Annotated in this window: 14 protein-coding genes and 1 tRNA gene; 6 read left to right on the top strand and 9 right to left on the bottom strand. The window is 52.1% G+C overall.

Annotation, left to right across the window (positions count from 1 at the left end; all coding sequences use genetic code 11):
* Positions 1-178: 178 nt before the first annotated feature.
* Positions 179-796: a hypothetical protein gene (locus tag D5269_RS08570; protein ID WP_147407954.1), complete on the top strand. Its 618-nt coding sequence runs from the start codon at positions 179-181 to the stop codon at positions 794-796.
* A 151-nt stretch (positions 797-947) separates the two neighbouring features.
* Positions 948-1,358: a hypothetical protein gene (locus tag D5269_RS08565; RefSeq protein ID WP_120485017.1), complete on the top strand. Its 411-nt coding sequence runs from the start codon at positions 948-950 to the stop codon at positions 1,356-1,358.
* Between the two features lie 100 nt (positions 1,359-1,458).
* Here D5269_RS08565 and D5269_RS08560 read toward each other — a convergent pair whose 3' ends face one another.
* Both D5269_RS08560 and D5269_RS08555 read right to left on the bottom strand, forming a co-directional pair.
* Positions 1,459-2,745 (bottom strand): hypothetical protein, encoded by a 1,287-nt coding sequence (locus tag D5269_RS08560; RefSeq protein ID WP_016315686.1) that lies wholly within the window; start codon positions 2,743-2,745, stop codon positions 1,459-1,461.
* A 392-nt stretch (positions 2,746-3,137) separates the two neighbouring features.
* Positions 3,138-3,974 carry a triose-phosphate isomerase gene (locus D5269_RS08555; protein WP_120485016.1) on the bottom strand — a complete coding sequence of 279 codons (837 nt, stop codon included), beginning with the start codon at positions 3,972-3,974 and terminating at the stop codon, positions 3,138-3,140.
* A gap of 288 nt (positions 3,975-4,262) precedes the next feature.
* Here D5269_RS08555 and D5269_RS08550 point away from each other — a divergent pair, with 288 nt between their 5' ends.
* Complete coding sequence (locus tag D5269_RS08550) at positions 4,263-5,324, top strand: branched-chain amino acid aminotransferase (RefSeq protein WP_199735714.1); 1,062 nt, start codon at positions 4,263-4,265, stop codon at positions 5,322-5,324.
* Positions 5,325-5,421: 97 nt separating this feature from the next.
* Here D5269_RS08550 and D5269_RS08545 read toward each other — a convergent pair whose 3' ends face one another.
* The 5 genes from D5269_RS08545 to D5269_RS08525 all read right to left on the bottom strand — a co-directional run bounded on the left by D5269_RS08545 (position 5,422) and on the right by D5269_RS08525 (position 12,509).
* Positions 5,422-6,012: a metallophosphoesterase gene (locus D5269_RS08545; RefSeq protein ID WP_016315689.1), complete on the bottom strand. Its 591-nt coding sequence runs from the start codon at positions 6,010-6,012 to the stop codon at positions 5,422-5,424.
* Complete coding sequence (locus D5269_RS08540; RefSeq protein ID WP_016315690.1) at positions 6,009-7,967, bottom strand: BMP family ABC transporter substrate-binding protein; 1,959 nt, start codon at positions 7,965-7,967, stop codon at positions 6,009-6,011. The genes D5269_RS08545 and D5269_RS08540 overlap by 4 nt, the downstream gene beginning before the upstream one ends.
* A 152-nt stretch (positions 7,968-8,119) precedes the next feature.
* Positions 8,120-8,539 (bottom strand): hypothetical protein, encoded by a 420-nt coding sequence (locus D5269_RS08535; RefSeq protein ID WP_016315691.1) that lies wholly within the window; start codon positions 8,537-8,539, stop codon positions 8,120-8,122.
* 249 nt (positions 8,540-8,788) lie between these two features.
* On the bottom strand, positions 8,789-9,991 hold the full coding sequence (gltS, locus tag D5269_RS08530; RefSeq protein WP_016315692.1) for a sodium/glutamate symporter: 1,203 nt from the start codon (positions 9,989-9,991) through the stop codon (positions 8,789-8,791).
* Positions 9,992-10,238: 247 nt separating this feature from the next.
* Positions 10,239-12,509 (bottom strand): transglycosylase domain-containing protein, encoded by a 2,271-nt coding sequence (locus tag D5269_RS08525; RefSeq protein ID WP_120485014.1) that lies wholly within the window; start codon positions 12,507-12,509, stop codon positions 10,239-10,241.
* Between the two features lie 358 nt (positions 12,510-12,867).
* On the opposite strand from D5269_RS08525, the gene D5269_RS08520 reads away from it, so the two are divergent.
* Positions 12,868-13,206, top strand: coding sequence for a hypothetical protein (locus tag D5269_RS08520; RefSeq protein ID WP_016315694.1), 339 nt, complete (start codon positions 12,868-12,870; stop codon positions 13,204-13,206).
* 137 nt (positions 13,207-13,343) lie between these two features.
* Here D5269_RS08520 and D5269_RS08515 read toward each other — a convergent pair whose 3' ends face one another.
* Positions 13,344-13,613 (bottom strand): hypothetical protein, encoded by a 270-nt coding sequence (locus D5269_RS08515; protein ID WP_147407953.1) that lies wholly within the window; start codon positions 13,611-13,613, stop codon positions 13,344-13,346.
* 29 nt (positions 13,614-13,642) lie between these two features.
* Positions 13,643-14,434, bottom strand: a complete 792-nt coding sequence (locus D5269_RS08510) for a type III pantothenate kinase (protein WP_120485013.1) — start codon at positions 14,432-14,434, stop codon at positions 13,643-13,645.
* Between the two features lie 259 nt (positions 14,435-14,693).
* On the opposite strand from D5269_RS08510, the gene D5269_RS08505 reads away from it, so the two are divergent.
* Positions 14,694-14,769 (top strand) — tRNA-Thr (locus D5269_RS08505).
* A 274-nt stretch (positions 14,770-15,043) separates the two neighbouring features.
* Positions 15,044-15,799 (top strand): hypothetical protein, encoded by a 756-nt coding sequence (locus D5269_RS08500; RefSeq protein WP_016315696.1) that lies wholly within the window; start codon positions 15,044-15,046, stop codon positions 15,797-15,799.
* The last annotated feature ends 4 nt before the right edge of the window (positions 15,800-15,803 follow it).

Genomic DNA, 15,803 nt, shown 5'->3' with positions numbered 1-15,803 from the left:
TTCGTTTACATTGCCGCTATCGCTATTTTGTTGATTTAGCTCAGCCTTCACTATTTTTCAAACAAGCCCTAGTCCATTTGCAAGATCGGAGAGTGTATGAAAGCAGATATACTACTTTTTAAATTTTTGTGGAGGTAAAATTATGAAAAATTTGAAAATTAAATAGATAGCAGCTATTTTGTCGGTGCTGATCTGTGCGGTACCGATTTCTGCGGAAGAATCCCATCCCACTCTTACAGAGCAAAAGGTTGCAGCAGTTTTAGTAGATAAAGCTACAGGAGAAACTATAGATATCGATATTACGCCTGTTGCAAAAGGGATGAGAAGTGGGATAGAAGCATCGGATAGCTACGAAGTTCGAGTGGCATTGCCTCGAGATGGGATTCAGCCCCGCGGTTCTGATACTTCTACGGATCAAGATGGCTATTATTCTGTTACAGGTTCCCTGACAATTACTTACGATCGCGCTTTAGATAGCCATAATAACTATTCTTATAAATTAACAAAGGTAAATGGATCTTGGAAAATTACAGATGACGGAGTTAAACTTTCAAATAGAGATGTCTCTTGGCAGTGCTCCAGTTTTTCTCCTAGAGTGGTACAAGAAGGACACAAAAGTCCTACAAGCAACACTTATAGCTATAATACAGGCTTTACAAAATATATAGGAGAGTATGATATGAATGCTTGGGTTGGGGCAACTTCTCTTGTTGATATTTCAAAGGGTGCTCGCAGCTGGGAACTACAAGTTACTGTAAATAAAGTCTATAATAGCACGAGGAGTGTAGCTCGGTAGTTTTTTGAAAGTCATTAGAGACTAACTGAAAAAGTAATGCATCCTGCAGGCTTTTGACAGTCTGCAGGATGTGCTTTTAAAAAGATGGTTTTCAATATAGACAAGATTTATTCCATATGCTATCCTGAGTTTGAAAGGAGGGTTCCATTTTATGAACCGCAAAAAAGAATTTTTTTGGGAGGAATGTTTTTATCTCTTTCTGTTGGTTGTTTTGCCTTTCATAGAGATTTACCAAAAAAGAATACAACTGTCCGCTTCTACAAGTGCGCTGCAGTTTCAGATGATCGGCATGATGCACCTTGTTTCCCCTCTTGTTTTTCGGTTTGGATATCTGTTTTTAGTGCTCAGGAAGGTACGGACGTTACAGAAAAGCCGGTTGGTTCTGACGATCATGCTGCTGGTTTTTCTCGCTGTAGCTTTGTGGAACGTCTTTTTCCCGCTTCCTGTTTTCGTCAAAATCTCAAACCCGGATCAGCTCCCAATCCTGCTATGCAATCTGGTTTTTTATGGTTATCTGCTCTTTCAAGGCTGGAGGGAACGGAAAAGAGAGCTGTCGGAATAGCATCTCTAAAAAGGGGGGCGAGCGGACGCTCCTTGAATCTGTTGCAGCAAAAAAAATGCCGCCCCGGCTGGGGCGGCAGAAGGGTTACCACAAATGGTACTTATTTGGATTTTTTGTTTGCTGCGATCGCGCCGGCAGCCGCGAGGGAAGCGATCCCTGCCATAACAGCCGCGTTGATCATGTCGCCGGCACCGGTGCCCGGGTTGTTCTTGTCGGTGTTGACACTGTTGCCATCGGATACGATGTTCTCGTCGATCACAGTGCCATCCTTGATCGCCTTGTCGGTGACAAAGAAGGTATCGAGCTTGTTGGTGCGGAACTCCAGGGTCTCATCCGCCGCATTGTAGGACGCGTTCAGCTTGTAGACGCGGCCGTTCGCATAGCGGTAGAGGTTCAGGTTCTCGTAGTCGTCCACGATGTCCGAGACATCCAGCGCGACCTTACCGGTCGAGTTGAAGGACGGTTTGCCGCCGAACCGGAAGAACTTGAAGTCCTGATCCGGATATTTTGCCATGATCTCTTTGACACCAGCGTTGGTGAAGACCATGTTCTTGGTGGTCTCGTCGGTCACATTGACAGTGAACTGCCAGCCAGCGCCCGCCAGGGTGACGTTCTTATAGTCGTTGAGTTTTGCAATTTTGTTGAACTGCTCTTTGGTGATGACCGGGCGGTTGTTGTCGATCTCGACGATGTCGCCCTTGTCCAGATCATTGATGTAATCGTCGTTGCTCTCGTCATAGCCGTAGGAGAATTTGACCTCCTGGGTGAATACCGAGATGTTGTTGGATTTGCGGACCAGCTTGACGTTGTATTTTACGTCGATCGGCTTGGTCGGGGTGGTGTCCTTGGTCTCGACGATCAGGTAGTAAACCCCTTTGATCTCCTCGATCTTGAAGGTCTTGACACCCGAAGCAGTCACACGGGTGTAGTTAAACTTGAAGTCCTTGAGCAGGTCGTCATTGACCACAACTTTTTTGCCGCCGATCTCGACATAGGCCGGGAAGCGGTACTCCTTGCCAGGCTCGAGAAGGTCTTCGCCAAGAACAGTGCCATCCTCAGCCGAATGCAGGATCAGGGCAGAGGGGTCGCCCACCGGGGTCTCGTCCTCAGAGCTGGAAGAATCGTCCGAAGAGGTATCCGAAGAGCTGTTGTCGGAAGAGGTGTCCTCCGAAGAGACGTCCGAAGAGCTGTTATCGGAAGAGGTATCCTCCGAAGAAACATCCGAAGAGCTGTTGTCGGAAGAAGTATCCGAGGAAACGTCCGAAGAAGAAACATCCGAAGAGCTGGAGTTGTCAACGTCCTGGGGGTTTACATCCTCCGCAAGGGCGGTCACGCCGAGAGACATAGTCGCAGAAACTGCAAGCAGCATAGCAATCGCTTTTTTCATGGTTTAAGGTCCTCCTGAAGGAAAAAGTTTCGATCCGCAGCGCCCGTCGTCCGGGCCGCTTGGAACGTGTCTTAGTATACTAGAGCTCCAAGCGTTTTTCAAGAGGTTTTTGTTACCAGATTGTCATTTTTATTGTGCATATTATATAATTTAATTTATGATACGAAATCGAAAAATAGAAATAATAGATCATTTCTAAACATATACAGTGTTGTCTCCTAAACGCTTGGAACTGTGCTTCCAGAGGATAGCAAAAGGACGGGGATTTCCCCTGTTTTCTGGATGCCGGCCTGTTTTTTCCCAATTCAGATACCCCTAACCCCTCCCCGAGATACAAAAGGCTGCCGGACGATCTGTCCGGCAGCCTTTTCGGATACCTATATAAAAAACCGTTAAAAACCGAGATAGGTTTTGATGATTTCCAGATATTCGTCGGGATAAAAGCCAATTTCTCCCGTAAACCGGGTCAGTGCGATCAGTCCACCGTCCACTTCGGGGATTGAAGCGAGCATTTCTGCATTGTCCACCTTCAGCCCCCCGCCATAAACAACATCCATCCCGCCGGACACCTCTTTAATGTACTGTGCAATCATCTGGATGTAGGCGCGGTCGGGCGGCGTCTTGCCCGGCCCAATCGCCCAGACCGGCTCGTACGCGATCACAGCACCATTCCGGTCTGCCCCGTCCAGCCCGATCTCAATCTGGCTGCGGAGTACCTCCTGCCAGTTTGGCTGCTCCTCGCTGGTTTCCCCGATGCAGTAGAGGACCTGCAATCCGCGCGCCGCAGCCGCTTTGACTTCCCGATTGAGCAGGCGGTTGACCGCCGCCGGGTCGGTGACCCCGGCTTCCGCCAGTACCCCCGCTTTGTCGCGCCGCTCCTCGCAGTGGCCGATAATTGTGCTTTCACAGCCGAGCGCCTTCACGATCCCTGCCGGACGGTTGCTGGTAAATGCGCCGAAGTTGCCGCCCACAGCGGCATCCTCGCGGTAAACGCTCTGGCTCCCCAGCTTGACCGCGCTGCCCTCGCACCGCGCCGCAGCCGCATTGAGCAGGTGCGCTTCCGGCAGATACATCACAAATTCAACCTGCTTGGGGTCATACTTCTGAAGCTGCGCCTGTGTTTCCCGGACGATCTGTCCGCCCCATTCCTGCAAGGGTGCGAGGCTGTTGACCCCACCGTATGCCTTGGGCAGGTCAAACCGCTTCAAATTTAGAAAGATGTGTTTCATTTGACATTCCCCCTTTTTCTGTTTTTTTCATTATACTCCGAAAGCGGTTGAAAAGTCCAGAAAATCTTGGAAATCCAAAGGATGGACACAGGGATCAGCCCTGCATTTCAGGGGGCCCCATGCTGGCAAAGGGTTACAAATGTGGTTTCAGGTTCCCTGAGAAGGGCGTGTGGACCGGCAAAAGCCGGAGAATCCCCCTTGCGAACCGTATATGAACGTGCTAAAATATAAAAAGTATCGCTGTATGATTATGCAGGAAAACTTTTGAGACAGGATGTGTTGTATATGATGGATATTCAAGTGACATTGACCACCGCACCCAAACAAAAGCCCGCACAGGACAAGCTCAAGTTCGGGCATAACTTTACCGACCACATGTTCCTGATGAACTACGAGGCGGGAAAAGGCTGGCACAACCCGCGGATTGTCCCCTATGGCCCGATTCCGATGGACCCGTCCAGCTCCTGCTTCCACTACGCGCAGGAGATCTTCGAAGGAATGAAGGCATACCGCACTGCGGACGGGAAGATCCAGTTTTTCCGCCCGGAGGAAAACTTCAAACGCCTGAACAGCTCGTGTGAGCGCCTGGTGATCCCCAAGCTTGATGAAGCGCTGCTGCTGGAAGGGCTGAAAAAGCTGGTGGAGATCGACAAGGACTGGGTGCCCGATGCCCCTGCTTCTCTCTATATCCGTCCGTTTGTCATTGCGAATCAGGAGGTTCTCGGCGTACATCCGTCGGTGAACTATCTCTATTGCGTCATCCTGTCCCCCTCGGGCGCATACTATGCGAGCGGCCTTGCCCCGGTCAAAATCTACGTCGAGACCCGGTATGTGCGCGCCTCGAAGGGCGGCATGGGCGCCTGCAAGACCGGTGGGAACTATGCGGCTTCGCTGATCGCACAGGAGGAGGCAGAGCGTCAGGGCTATTCGCAGGTCCTCTGGCTTGACGGTGTGGAGCGCAAGTACGTGGAAGAGGTCGGCGCAATGAACGTCTTTTTCAAGATCGGTGATGAGATCGTCACCCCTGAACTGGACGGCTCGATTCTGCCCGGGATCACCCGCAAATCGGTGATCCAGCTGCTGAAGTCCTGGAACATGAACGTGACTGAACGTAAGCTGTCGGTCGAGGAGCTGGAAACCGCCGCGAAAAATGGTACGCTGAAAGAAGCATTCGGCACCGGTACGGCCGCGGTCATCAGCCCGATCGGAGAATTGAAGGTTGGGGATACCGTCACAGTCATCAACAACAACGAAATTGGAGAATTGAGCCAGAAGCTCTATAATACCCTTACCGACATCCAGTGGAGCCGGATCCCGGACCCGTTCGGATGGATCACCCCCTGCTGCTGATCCTGGAATTGAATAAAAGAGATAGGCCATCGCCCTGCCGGTATGATAACCGGCAGGGCGATGTTATTTGGAACCACATCTCGCCGCAGCGGATGGTTCAATATTCAAATCGGTACCGCTCAAACGCATTGATGATCTGGGTATCCCGGTAGGAGGAGCGCCGCTGGTAGCTGCGCCCATAGGTCATGTGGGTGTGGCCATGCACAAAATAGCGGGGGTTGTACCGCTCGAGCAGGGCGTTGAATGCCCGGAAGCCGGTGTGCGGCAGGTCTTGTCCATCCCCGAGCTGGTAGGCAGGGGAATGGGTCAGCAGGATGTCGAATCCGCCGTACCGCTGAAGCTGAAACCACAGCTTGCGCACCCGCCAGTCCATCTGGCGCTGGGTGTACTGGTTGGTCCCCGGCTTATACCGCATCGAACCGCCCAGCCCAAGGATGCGCACCCCCTTATGGACATAGAGCCGGTCCTCGACACAGATACAGTTGACCGGCGGTTCGGCAGCATAGCAATCGTCATGGTTGCCGTGGACATAGAGGATCGGCGCGGGAGAGAACGTCCCGAGGAAAAGCAGGTATTTGGGGCTGAGATCCCCACAGGAGAGGATCAGGTCTACCCCTTCGAGTTTGCTCGGCTCATAATAATCCCAGAGCGACCGGCTTTCCTGATCGGCAATTGCGAGAATATTCATCGCTGCCCTCCCAATTCCTTTCCGTTTTTCTGGCTGGACGGGAGGTTCTTCCCGATCACGCCCTGAATCTGGACAAGATCGCGGGCCGACTGGGTGAGCGATGCAAGATCAGGGAACGAGCCAACCACATTGTCTGCCAGCCAGTCGATCCGGATGATTTCGTCCGGGGCCAGGCAGTTGTTGGGGTCTTTTTGTATCATGCCCGACTGCGAATAGAGTATCCCAGCAAACGGGTTGAAATCGCTGGTGGTGATCGTCCGGCGGAGCAGTTCGATCAGCCGCAGTGTGCCGATCGGGAGGGTGCGCGAGTAGAATACGTCGATCACCCCGGCGGACATCCCCCACCAATAGTTGATCGCGCGGGTGGAATTGGGGGATGCTTCCGATTTCCACGATCCATCCAGGATACTGCGGACAATCCGCTCATAAAAGATTCCCCACTGCCAGACTGGGAGCGCGAGACTGGTCAATTTATCGCCATCCACATGGCACAGTCCAAACTGCCGGGAAGGGTTCGGGGAACGGACCATATCCTGGTTGGAGATGATGCTGATCCCCTTTTCCTGGAATGCCCGCTGGACATCCCGCCCCTCGACGGTTGACCACTCCAGATAGACCTTTGCGCGCGGATTGACCATCTTTGCGCCGAGCGCGAAAGCGTTGATGTTCGCCCCCATCCCGTAGATGGGATAGTCGGCGATATAACCGATCTTCCCGTTTTCGGTGAGTGCGCCTGCGATCGCCCCGGTGAGGAATTTTGCCTCGTACATCCTTCCGTAGTAGGTGCGGATCGACGGATGGGCGAAGGTGAGCGAGCAGTTGAGGAACCGGATTTCCGGATGTTCGACAGCCGCTTTCAGGGTTGCACCGATCAGGCGCGGCGTGGTGGTAAAGATTACCTGGCTTCCCGCGTCGATCGCCTCTGCGATCCGCTCGTCTGCGCCAAGGTCATTGGCGCGGTCAAAACAGCAGGTCTCCACCTGGCCGGGGAAGGCGTGTTCCAGATGAAGCCGCCCCATCTCATGGTTGTAGGTCCAGCCCGAATCATCGGTGCTCTTGGCGTGGACGAATGAAATTTTGAGATGGGATTGTCCGGCCGACAGGAACAGCTTGTGCAGCAGGTTTTTCTGCGGCGTTTCAGCGGGCTGCATGGAGAGGTCGACAGGCTTCTGATTTTCCAGCACGAGGAATTCATCCCAGACCTTTGCAATATTTGCTTTCAGCTCGTTCGGTGTGCTTTGCAGAAGGGCGGGATACCCGTAGATATCCAGATAGGTGAGCAGCGCGTCGCCGGTCGTGATTGGCAGCAGGTTGCCGTTTCGTGCCTCGTATGCCTTGGAAAAACTGATGTAGGCCGAACGGAACTGCCGTTTTTCGGTTTCGTCCCAGACATGCGATGCATCCAGTTCCAGTGCGGCAAGCAGGCTCTGGAAACATCCTTCCCGGCTGAACCAGAGATAATTGATGCCGGTATAGTGGTAAAACTCCAGAAATTCGTAGTAGATTTTGCTTTCGACTGAATCATTGGGTGTGGGCAGGATACGGGTCACGACTGCGGGGATCGACACCGCGTCAAAATATTTCAGTACGCTCACCCGTTTATGTCCCTCGAGCACATAGAACCGGTTCATGAACTCGTACGCCTTGATTGGATCGCGGATGCCCTCTTCCAGATGGGCGTCACAGAGGGCGCTCCATTTGGAGGCAAACTCGGAGTCCTCCTCGAGCAGGGGCATGAAATTGCGTGCGAAAGCGGTTTTCCGTCCGGCGGTCTTGGTGCCGAAAATCCGCTCGGTAGGCAGGTCCACCAGCCCCAGGCTGACCTCCCCGCGGGTTTGCGCGTTGACAAGGATGTCGTCCAATACCTGCGGATAGGGGTAGACACCGCGCGAAACACAGCTGCGGTACTCTTTTTGCCCCAGACGCAGGGCTTTTTTATAATCTTCCAATGCCATAAGTGTTCCCTCCTCAGATCATTCGAGGGCTCCGCCCCTCGACCCCGCCACCTTTAAAAAGGTGGACGAAACTTTTAGAACCTGTATTCATTCAGAAAAAGAAAGTTTTTCTGGATTTTTTTACTGCTGCCGCACTGTGAGCCGCTTAGAATCTAACGATTTGCTTGAAAGTCCAAATACTCTTGTGCGCTTTCTTTGATGCCTTTATCTACATCTGCCCTTCCGGTGATTTCTTTCAAAATATCCATAAATTCCTCTGTACGGGCCCCGGCATTGATGCACCTGTTCAGCATCCAAACGGTTGTACTCGTTGGGGTTCTTTTTACGGATGCGGCAAGGGCGTTTTCGTATTCCCCATCGAATTGTTCGATAAAATGCACAATTGCACCAGGATCGCCAAAATAGGCTACAGGATGTCGTTCGAACAGCTGTAATAATGGCTCAACTGCTTCCGATTGATAGCCCGCATTCGTAATAGCGTCTATACTGTCATACATTATAAGTGTATCGGCCTCATCATATTCGTCAATAGATGCCTCAATCTTTGCAATCTCCTGCTCTAAAATTTCCATATCCATTCATCCTTCGTAAATCCCGATTTGTCGAATTGGTATGAGCAAAGTATATCACTATCAAAAATCATCCGTCAGCTATTGCAAGATAGAGGTTTGTTAAAACGACCTTTCTACATTACAGTTCAGTATAACCAGTATAATATAAGAGCGGCATGAGAGCAAGGCAAAAACAAAAAAAGGATGGGTAAAAAAAGAAAAAGGACCGGCTGACACAAAGGAACAGCCGATCCGGAAGGGGGGACAAGGTTAGTGCAGGACGTTGATAAAGATGGTCAGGATGCCGGAGTTGAAGAAGTCGATAAACAGGCTTCCGACCAGTGGGACGATAAAGAACGCTTTGGGTGCAGGGCCAAACTTCGAGGAGACCGACTGCATATTTGCCATTGCGTTGGGGGTTGCGCCCATACCGAATCCGCAGTTTGCGGCAGCGAGGACAGCAGCCTCATAATCGCGCCCCATCACGTTAAAGGTGACAAAGGTTGCATAAACAGCCATGAGGAGTGTCTGTGCGAGCAGCATTACGACGAGCGGAAGTGCCAGCGCCGCCAGCTCCCAGAGCCGCAGGGACATCAACGCCATTGCGAGGAATACCGACAGGCCAACCGAGCCGCAAACCTCGATTTCACGTTCGGGGAGGCTCATTTTTTTCAGGTCGCAGACATTGCGGATCAGCGCACCGATCAGCATTGCGCCGATATAGGTCGGGAAGGTGAGATTGATGCTTTTAAAGAAGTTATAGACGATCGAACCGATGCCCATCGCGATAAAGAGGATCGCGATTGCATTCATAAACCGGTCGGTATCTACCTCATGGACTTCCGGAAGAACCTCTTCCAGAACGGTTTCCTCCTGCTCGGAATACTGGTTGCAAACCGGTTTCAGGCCGCGCTTGACGATCAGCCGGTTGGCGATCGGGCCGCCGATCAGGCTGCCACCGATCAGCCCAAAGGTGGCGGAAGCGATTGCGACAGTGTTTGCGCCCAGCACACCCAGATCGTTTTCAAACAGCGGTCCAAACGAACCGGCAGTGCCGTGTCCGCCGACCATCGGGATCGAGCCGGTGCAGAGGCCAAGCAGTGGATCAAGATTGAACACACCTGCCAGCAGGACAGCCAGCACATTCTGGAGCACAACCAGCACGATGGCAACCGCCAGGAAGATGAACACCTGGACACCGCCTTTTTTCAGCAGGCGGAAGCTCGCGGTGAAACCGATGCTGCAGAAGAATACGGTCATAAAGACACTCTGCAGGGTGTCGGTCAGGTTGAGGACGAGCACACCGCTCGTCCTCAGCCCGAGGTTGATCAGAGCGAAGATCAGCCCGCCGATGACCGGAGCGGGGATACAGAACTTGCTGAAAAAAGATACATTTTTCCTTATGTAGCATCCCAGGAAATAAAAGATAACGGCCAGTGCTACGGTTTGATACATGTCAAGCGATAATTCCATACATTCTCCTCCACACATCTTAGATTTTGTATTTGTTTCTATTTTATGAATAAGTTACATAGAATCTCAAAAAAAATCAAAAATTTTGTGGAAAAAGAAAGGATTTGTAACAATCGACAAATTTCGATTTTTTAAATTGTTAAAAACGTATCATAGTTTTTGTATAATTATAATAAAAAATTGCAAAATGTAAAAAACATACGCCGGGCTGGATAGGAAATACATCAGCCCGGCGTATACTTTTCATTTAGTCATCGTTGTCAATAATATTGAGTCCGCTCCGGGTTTTGCGCCGATTGGGGCGCTTGACAGTGGAGCGGTCGTCATCATCCAGATTGATCGAGCTGCTCCCATGCATCGCATTGCAGGGGCCGCCGTCATAGGACTTTTTGTACCAGCCGGTCGCCACGGTCGTGCATTCGCCTCCCGCGATACCGCCGCTCTCGACACAATAGGTTTTTTCCTCAACCAGGTCGGAAATCGGGAAATCTTTTGGTTCGAGGTTCTGATGGAGCGGCTCCATCAGCTGGCGGTAGATAATCGGCGGCGGGTAACTGTAGTAGGTGATCCGCTCGGGAGTATCGAAGCCGAGCCAGACCGCAGTAACATAATAAGGGGTAACGCCCATGAACCACTGGTCGCGGTCATCGTCGGTGGTACCGGTCTTGCCTGCAACCGGGATGCCCTGCACCTGCTGGAAGCGGGCGGTCGTACCGGTTCCGTACGGGCCTCCGGTGACCCGCTGCATCAGCTTGTTAATGATGGTTGAGGTTTCCTCCGAGATCACCCGGCGCGGGGTGGTGTCCTTCTCAAGGATCAGGTCACCGGTCGCATCGAGCACCTGCGTATAGGAATATGGCTTGGTGAAATAGCCGCCGTTGGCGAAAATCTGGTAAGCGCCCGCCATTTCCAGTGGGGAAACGCCGTTGGTCAGGCCGCCGAGCGCCATCGGGAAGAGATCCACGTCCGAAAAGACCACGCCATTCGAGACATACCGGTCCACGAGAGAGTCCATTCCCAGCTTGTCGTGCAGGAAATCGAACACCTTGCGCGGGGTGACCAGCTCAACCAGTTTGACCGGGATGGTGTTGGTAGAACGCTGGATCGCCTCATCAATCGTGATCGGGCCGAGATAGGTGCGGTAGTGGTTGACCGGCCAGCCCACCAGATTTTTCAGGCTTTCCTCGTCATTTTCCTCCTCGCCGCCCGCGGCCTTGGCACTGGATTTCACCGGGGTATCATCCAGCTTGGTCGACCAGGTGACAATGTCGTTTTCAATCGCCTGCAGATAGGCGGCAATCGGCTTGATCGACGAACCGCACTGGCGGGTCATTCCGGTTGCGCGGTTAAATTCGCGCATACCCTTCTTTTCGCCGATGCCGCCCGCCATGGCAAGCACCTTGCCGTTCGGGTCAGTGATGACGCAGGCAGACTGCGGATAGGTCGCATTGCCCACTGCGGGGAAGTTGGCGGCATCGCTGTAATACTGGGTGACCCAGTCCTGCATCTGGGTGTCAATGGTGGTATAGATGCGCAGGCCGCCGCCATTGACCATCTGCTGGGCGGTTTCATAGGTGTAGCCATACTCGTTCATCAGGTCGTCGATGACCTCTTCAATCACATGGTCCACAAAATAGCTGTAGACCGGCGAAACCTGCGCCTGTGCGACCTCGGTATGGAACACCAGTTCTTCGTTGATTGCGTCTTCATACTCCTTCTGGGTGATCCGCCCCTGATCGAGCATCTCCCAGAGGATGTCCTCCTGACGATCCTTGTTGTGCTCCGGATAGAGCAGAGGATTATAATAGGTAGGGTAGTTGGTAATCGCGATGATCGACGCACACTCAGCGAGCGAAAGGTCCGAAAGGTCCTTGGCGAAATAGGTGTTTGCCGCCGCTTTGGCGCCGTAGGCGTGATTGGAGAAAAACACCACATTGAGATAGGCGGTGACAATCTGCTCCTTGGAATAGTGCTGCTCGAGCTTGAGGGCGCGGAAAATCTCCTGCACCTTGCGCTCGATGCGGTAGTCATCATCGCCGGTGATATTTTTAATCAGCTGCTGGGTGATAGTCGAGCCACCGAACGAGGCGCGTGAGGGAAGGAACAGGTTGACGGTCGCGCCAATCGTACGTTTCCAGTCAACGCCGTGATGTTCCCAGAACCGTTTGTCCTCGATCGCAACCAGCGCGTCCACCATATGTTTTGGGATCTCTGAGTAATCTTTGATCGGGATGCGGTTTTCTGCGGTTTGGAGCTGCTGTAGTTCCTTGGGCAAACCGGTTTCAGGGTCGATCTCGTCTCCCGCATAGATAATAGAGGTGTATTTCATCGTCACATCATCCAGCGTGATCTGCTCATCCGCGTTGATATAGCGCAGGATGTAGACGGTCAGCACCGATGCAACAATACAGCCAGTAATAATCATGACCATAATCAACGCAGCGATAAACCGGAAAAAGTTCCCGAACGCTGCGGCAACGATACTGCCGGCCGAACGTCGTTTTTTGTGAGCACTCATCGGTAAGGAATCTCCTCCTGTCCAAAAGGCTGGGGTCTTTAATAACCATTATAGTATAACATACTTCCATGATAAAGTGTTACCATTTTTTAAACGAAATTTCGGGGAAATGCCCATATTATAATGGAAAAGTTGCCCGGTTGTATATTTCATCCAAACCTCGTCAAAAATAGGTTCAGCCGCTGTATCGTGAAAGCGGTTAGGCGGCTTCTGCCAGTTTCAAAGAGGAGCAGGTTGTTTTCCAGCAACAAGTGTTTCCCCGCATGTTATAGGATGCCTATGGGATATGTAATGCGGGACAGCGCTGCCACAGGCTTCCAAAGAGTGTTCGGATTCTATTATGGATGAGGTGTTCCCCATGAGAAATGCAATATTACTTACCCTGATCGGCGTGGTGCTGGTCTCGATCATCACGATTGCGGCGGCGCATGCATCCCCGGTGGAAGCCCCGCCCGAGCTGGCCGCCTCCAGCGAACCACGGCCTCCTGCCCATAGGGATACCTCCGGTTACCCATATCTGCTGCGCACCTATGATGGAAAACTCGCAGTCTTTACGGATGATCTGGTCGAGCCGGACCTTGTGTTTGATGTTTATGTGCAGTCGCTCCCTGAATATGATCGGAAAGAACTGGAGCGGGGGGTCCGGGTGGAGAATTACCAGAAGCTTACCGCCTTAATTGAGGACTATATCAGCTGAAAAGGCGGGAATGCTCCTACGCGGATAGCTTGTTACCGGTTTGTTATTTTTGGCTCGCAACTGTTACCGTTTTGTAACCACTTTGTAACCGAAAAAGGAGGATTTCAGAGGCGTGACAGGATATAATGTAATCAAGGTTAAGGGCTACGGTAAACGGCCCGAAACCCTCCTGAAAAATCAGTTTCAAAATCGTAGGGTCTGATCAGCCTTGCAACACTCAACACAATAAAAAGCGGTTGTGCCAGCAACCGCTTTTTTGCTGCCCAAATTCCCAAAAAGAGTTGTAAAACGCCCGCAGGATGGATGAAATCAGCGGGCATTTTGTTGTTTTTAGCTGAATTTATACAAACGGGAATATTTGTTAAACAAATAAAGCGCCTTCGGAAGGCTAGGGCCATAGCTCCCACAATGGTATCCATTTGCGTTAAAACAGTTGTCAGGGGGCCATCCGCCCCTGTTTTTTCTGGTAGGATTCATAGAGGAGATAAAGCCCGTCGAGCATGAGCGACCGGTCGATCGCGAGGAAGATGTCGGTTTCGTCCCCGACCAGTTTGGCAAGCCCGCCGGTGGCGACGACCCGCACGTCACCGCCCATCTCACGTTTCATCAGGCTGACAATGTTGCGGACCGCCCCGACATATCCGTTGACCGCCCCGGACTGGAGGCTGGTGACGGTATTGCGCCCGATCACCGACGCGGGGCGCACCAGTTCGACCCGCGGGAGCTTGGCCGCTTTGGTGAAGAGCGCGTCCATCGAGATTTTGATGCCCGGATAGATGGCGCCGCCGAGGTACTCCCCCGCAGGACCGATTGCATCAAAGGTGGTAGCGGTGCCGAAATCGACCACGATCAACGGTCCGCCATACTTTTTATATGCAGCGATCGCAGCGACCAGACGGTCGGCGCCCACATCCCGCGGATTGTCGTAGCAGTTCACAATGTCAAAGGGGAGGTTGTCCCCCACGATCAGCGGTACCTTATTATAAAAGTATTTTTTGACTGCGTTGGTGATCGAGTACATCACCTGGGGCACGACCGAAGCGATCACAATGTCGTTGATGTCCCGGCGGTCGAGGCTGTTCTCCTGAAAGAACTGGCTGGTAAACAGCCCAATCTCATCCGAAGTGATATCGCGGTTGGTGACCAGGCGGAACGAAGCAATGATCTCATTCCCACTGAAGACCCCAAATTCCATATTGGTGTTGCCGATGTCGATTGCGAGCAGCATAGCGCTACCTCCATAAGGATTTGATAGGATAGAAGTGGCTCCAAAACCGCATAGGAATTTGAAACCGTTTGGTCATAAGGCTTATTTTATAGCGTATCCCCCTGCCCGTCAATAGGAATTGGCATAATTTTTGTGAAATTTTGGAGGGAATAAAAAAGAGAAATGTTGTGAAGAGACGGTTTTTTTGGATCCGGGAGAATTTTGCCGAAAAGATATTGACGTCCGGCAGCGAAACTGCTATACTGAATAGGCATCCTTTGCTAGTGTAGCACAGTCGGTAGTGCAGCGCATTCGTAATGCGCAGGTCGCCTGTTCGAGCCAGGTCACTAGCTCCAAACCCCTCGAAACCTCGGGTTTCGAGGGGTTTTTTGCGTTCTGAAAACACCAGTTTTTTGGAAATTATGAAAAGGGATGGGCGTGGAAAACCGCATCTGGCCTTGCAGCAGGATATCTGGATAAAAAAGGTCTCAATATTTTCGTTATTTAATGCGAAAAAACAGTATTTTTATTCTGATTCGTTCCATGCTACAATGAAAATAACAAAAGCAGAGGGGGATACAACAGAATCTGCACACTTTGCAGTAGAAACCGGCAATGGAGGGAAAGAAAATGGCAATTTCGTATGTGAAAAAGGATGCGATCCGGCTGGAGATGAAACAAGGGTTCGGACAGGCCGAGCTTCTGGCGGGCAGCTATCAAGGCGGGGTGCGCGCCTACCGGTGCAGGCTGGACGCAGGATGCCAGGTCAGCCCGGAGATGGTTGAAAACACCTTGCAGGTGTTCTGCCTGACAGATGGCAAAGGCGCGATTATCACCCCGGAGCGGGCGTACTGCATTGATGAGGTCTCGTTTTATGTCGCTGACCCGGACTCCCATTTTACCTTTCACGCGGCAACCGATATGACCTACACGATGTTTGTTGTGGAGCAGAAGCCTGCGGACCTCGAACGGTTCCACGCGTTCCATATGAAGCTGCCGTTCTTCAAGGGACTGTCCCAGTGCACCGAATACTGCCAGGACTGCAAATCCGCAAGTTCCCGGAGCTTTTCGGTCATCCCAACCAAGCGGCTCTGCCGGGTCCTGATGGGGGTTGGCGAGGCGTCTGCGGAGAACAGTACCCAGCCCGAAGGGTGCTTCGAAAAGGGCCATCCGGCGGTTGCCCAGTGGAATGTCCCGTTCGGGGACACCGAGATGCTCCTGACGGTGGACGGGGAAACAGTGGAACAGGAAAGCGGCGATTTCAGCTATGTACCGGCGGGCCTGGACCACTCGCTCCAGTGCAAACCGGGCAGGAATATTCACTATATCTGGTTCGAACACTATGTGCAGGAGAGGGATTATCTGGTCAGCTATCCCCGGAGCTGACCGC

The sequence above is a fragment of the Anaerotruncus sp. 1XD42-93 genome, from assembly GCF_009917605.1.
Taxonomy (GTDB): Bacteria; Bacillota; Clostridia; order Oscillospirales; family Ruminococcaceae; genus Anaerotruncus.
This window is presented reverse-complemented; position numbering and strand designations above follow the sequence as displayed.

Excerpts from the sequence above, each read along its gene's own strand:
- D5269_RS08565 (WP_120485017.1), top strand. The coding sequence starts at position 948 with ATGAACCGCAAAAAAGAATTTTTTTGGGAGGAATGTTTTTATCTCTTT.
- D5269_RS08560 (WP_016315686.1), bottom strand. The coding sequence starts at position 2,745 with ATGAAAAAAGCGATTGCTATGCTGCTTGCAGTTTCTGCGACTATGTCT.
- D5269_RS08555 (WP_120485016.1), bottom strand. The coding sequence starts at position 3,974 with ATGAAACACATCTTTCTAAATTTGAAGCGGTTTGACCTGCCCAAGGCA.
- D5269_RS08550 (WP_199735714.1), top strand. The coding sequence starts at position 4,263 with ATGGATATTCAAGTGACATTGACCACCGCACCCAAACAAAAGCCCGCA.
- D5269_RS08545 (WP_016315689.1), bottom strand. The coding sequence starts at position 6,012 with ATGAATATTCTCGCAATTGCCGATCAGGAAAGCCGGTCGCTCTGGGAT.
- D5269_RS08540 (WP_016315690.1), bottom strand. The coding sequence starts at position 7,967 with ATGGCATTGGAAGATTATAAAAAAGCCCTGCGTCTGGGGCAAAAAGAG.
- D5269_RS08535 (WP_016315691.1), bottom strand. The coding sequence starts at position 8,539 with ATGGAAATTTTAGAGCAGGAGATTGCAAAGATTGAGGCATCTATTGAC.
- gltS (WP_016315692.1), bottom strand. The coding sequence starts at position 9,991 with ATGGAATTATCGCTTGACATGTATCAAACCGTAGCACTGGCCGTTATC.
- D5269_RS08525 (WP_120485014.1), bottom strand. The coding sequence starts at position 12,509 with ATGAGTGCTCACAAAAAACGACGTTCGGCCGGCAGTATCGTTGCCGCA.
- D5269_RS08520 (WP_016315694.1), top strand. The coding sequence starts at position 12,868 with ATGAGAAATGCAATATTACTTACCCTGATCGGCGTGGTGCTGGTCTCG.
- D5269_RS08510 (WP_120485013.1), bottom strand. The coding sequence starts at position 14,434 with ATGCTGCTCGCAATCGACATCGGCAACACCAATATGGAATTTGGGGTC.
- D5269_RS08500 (WP_016315696.1), top strand. The coding sequence starts at position 15,044 with ATGGCAATTTCGTATGTGAAAAAGGATGCGATCCGGCTGGAGATGAAA.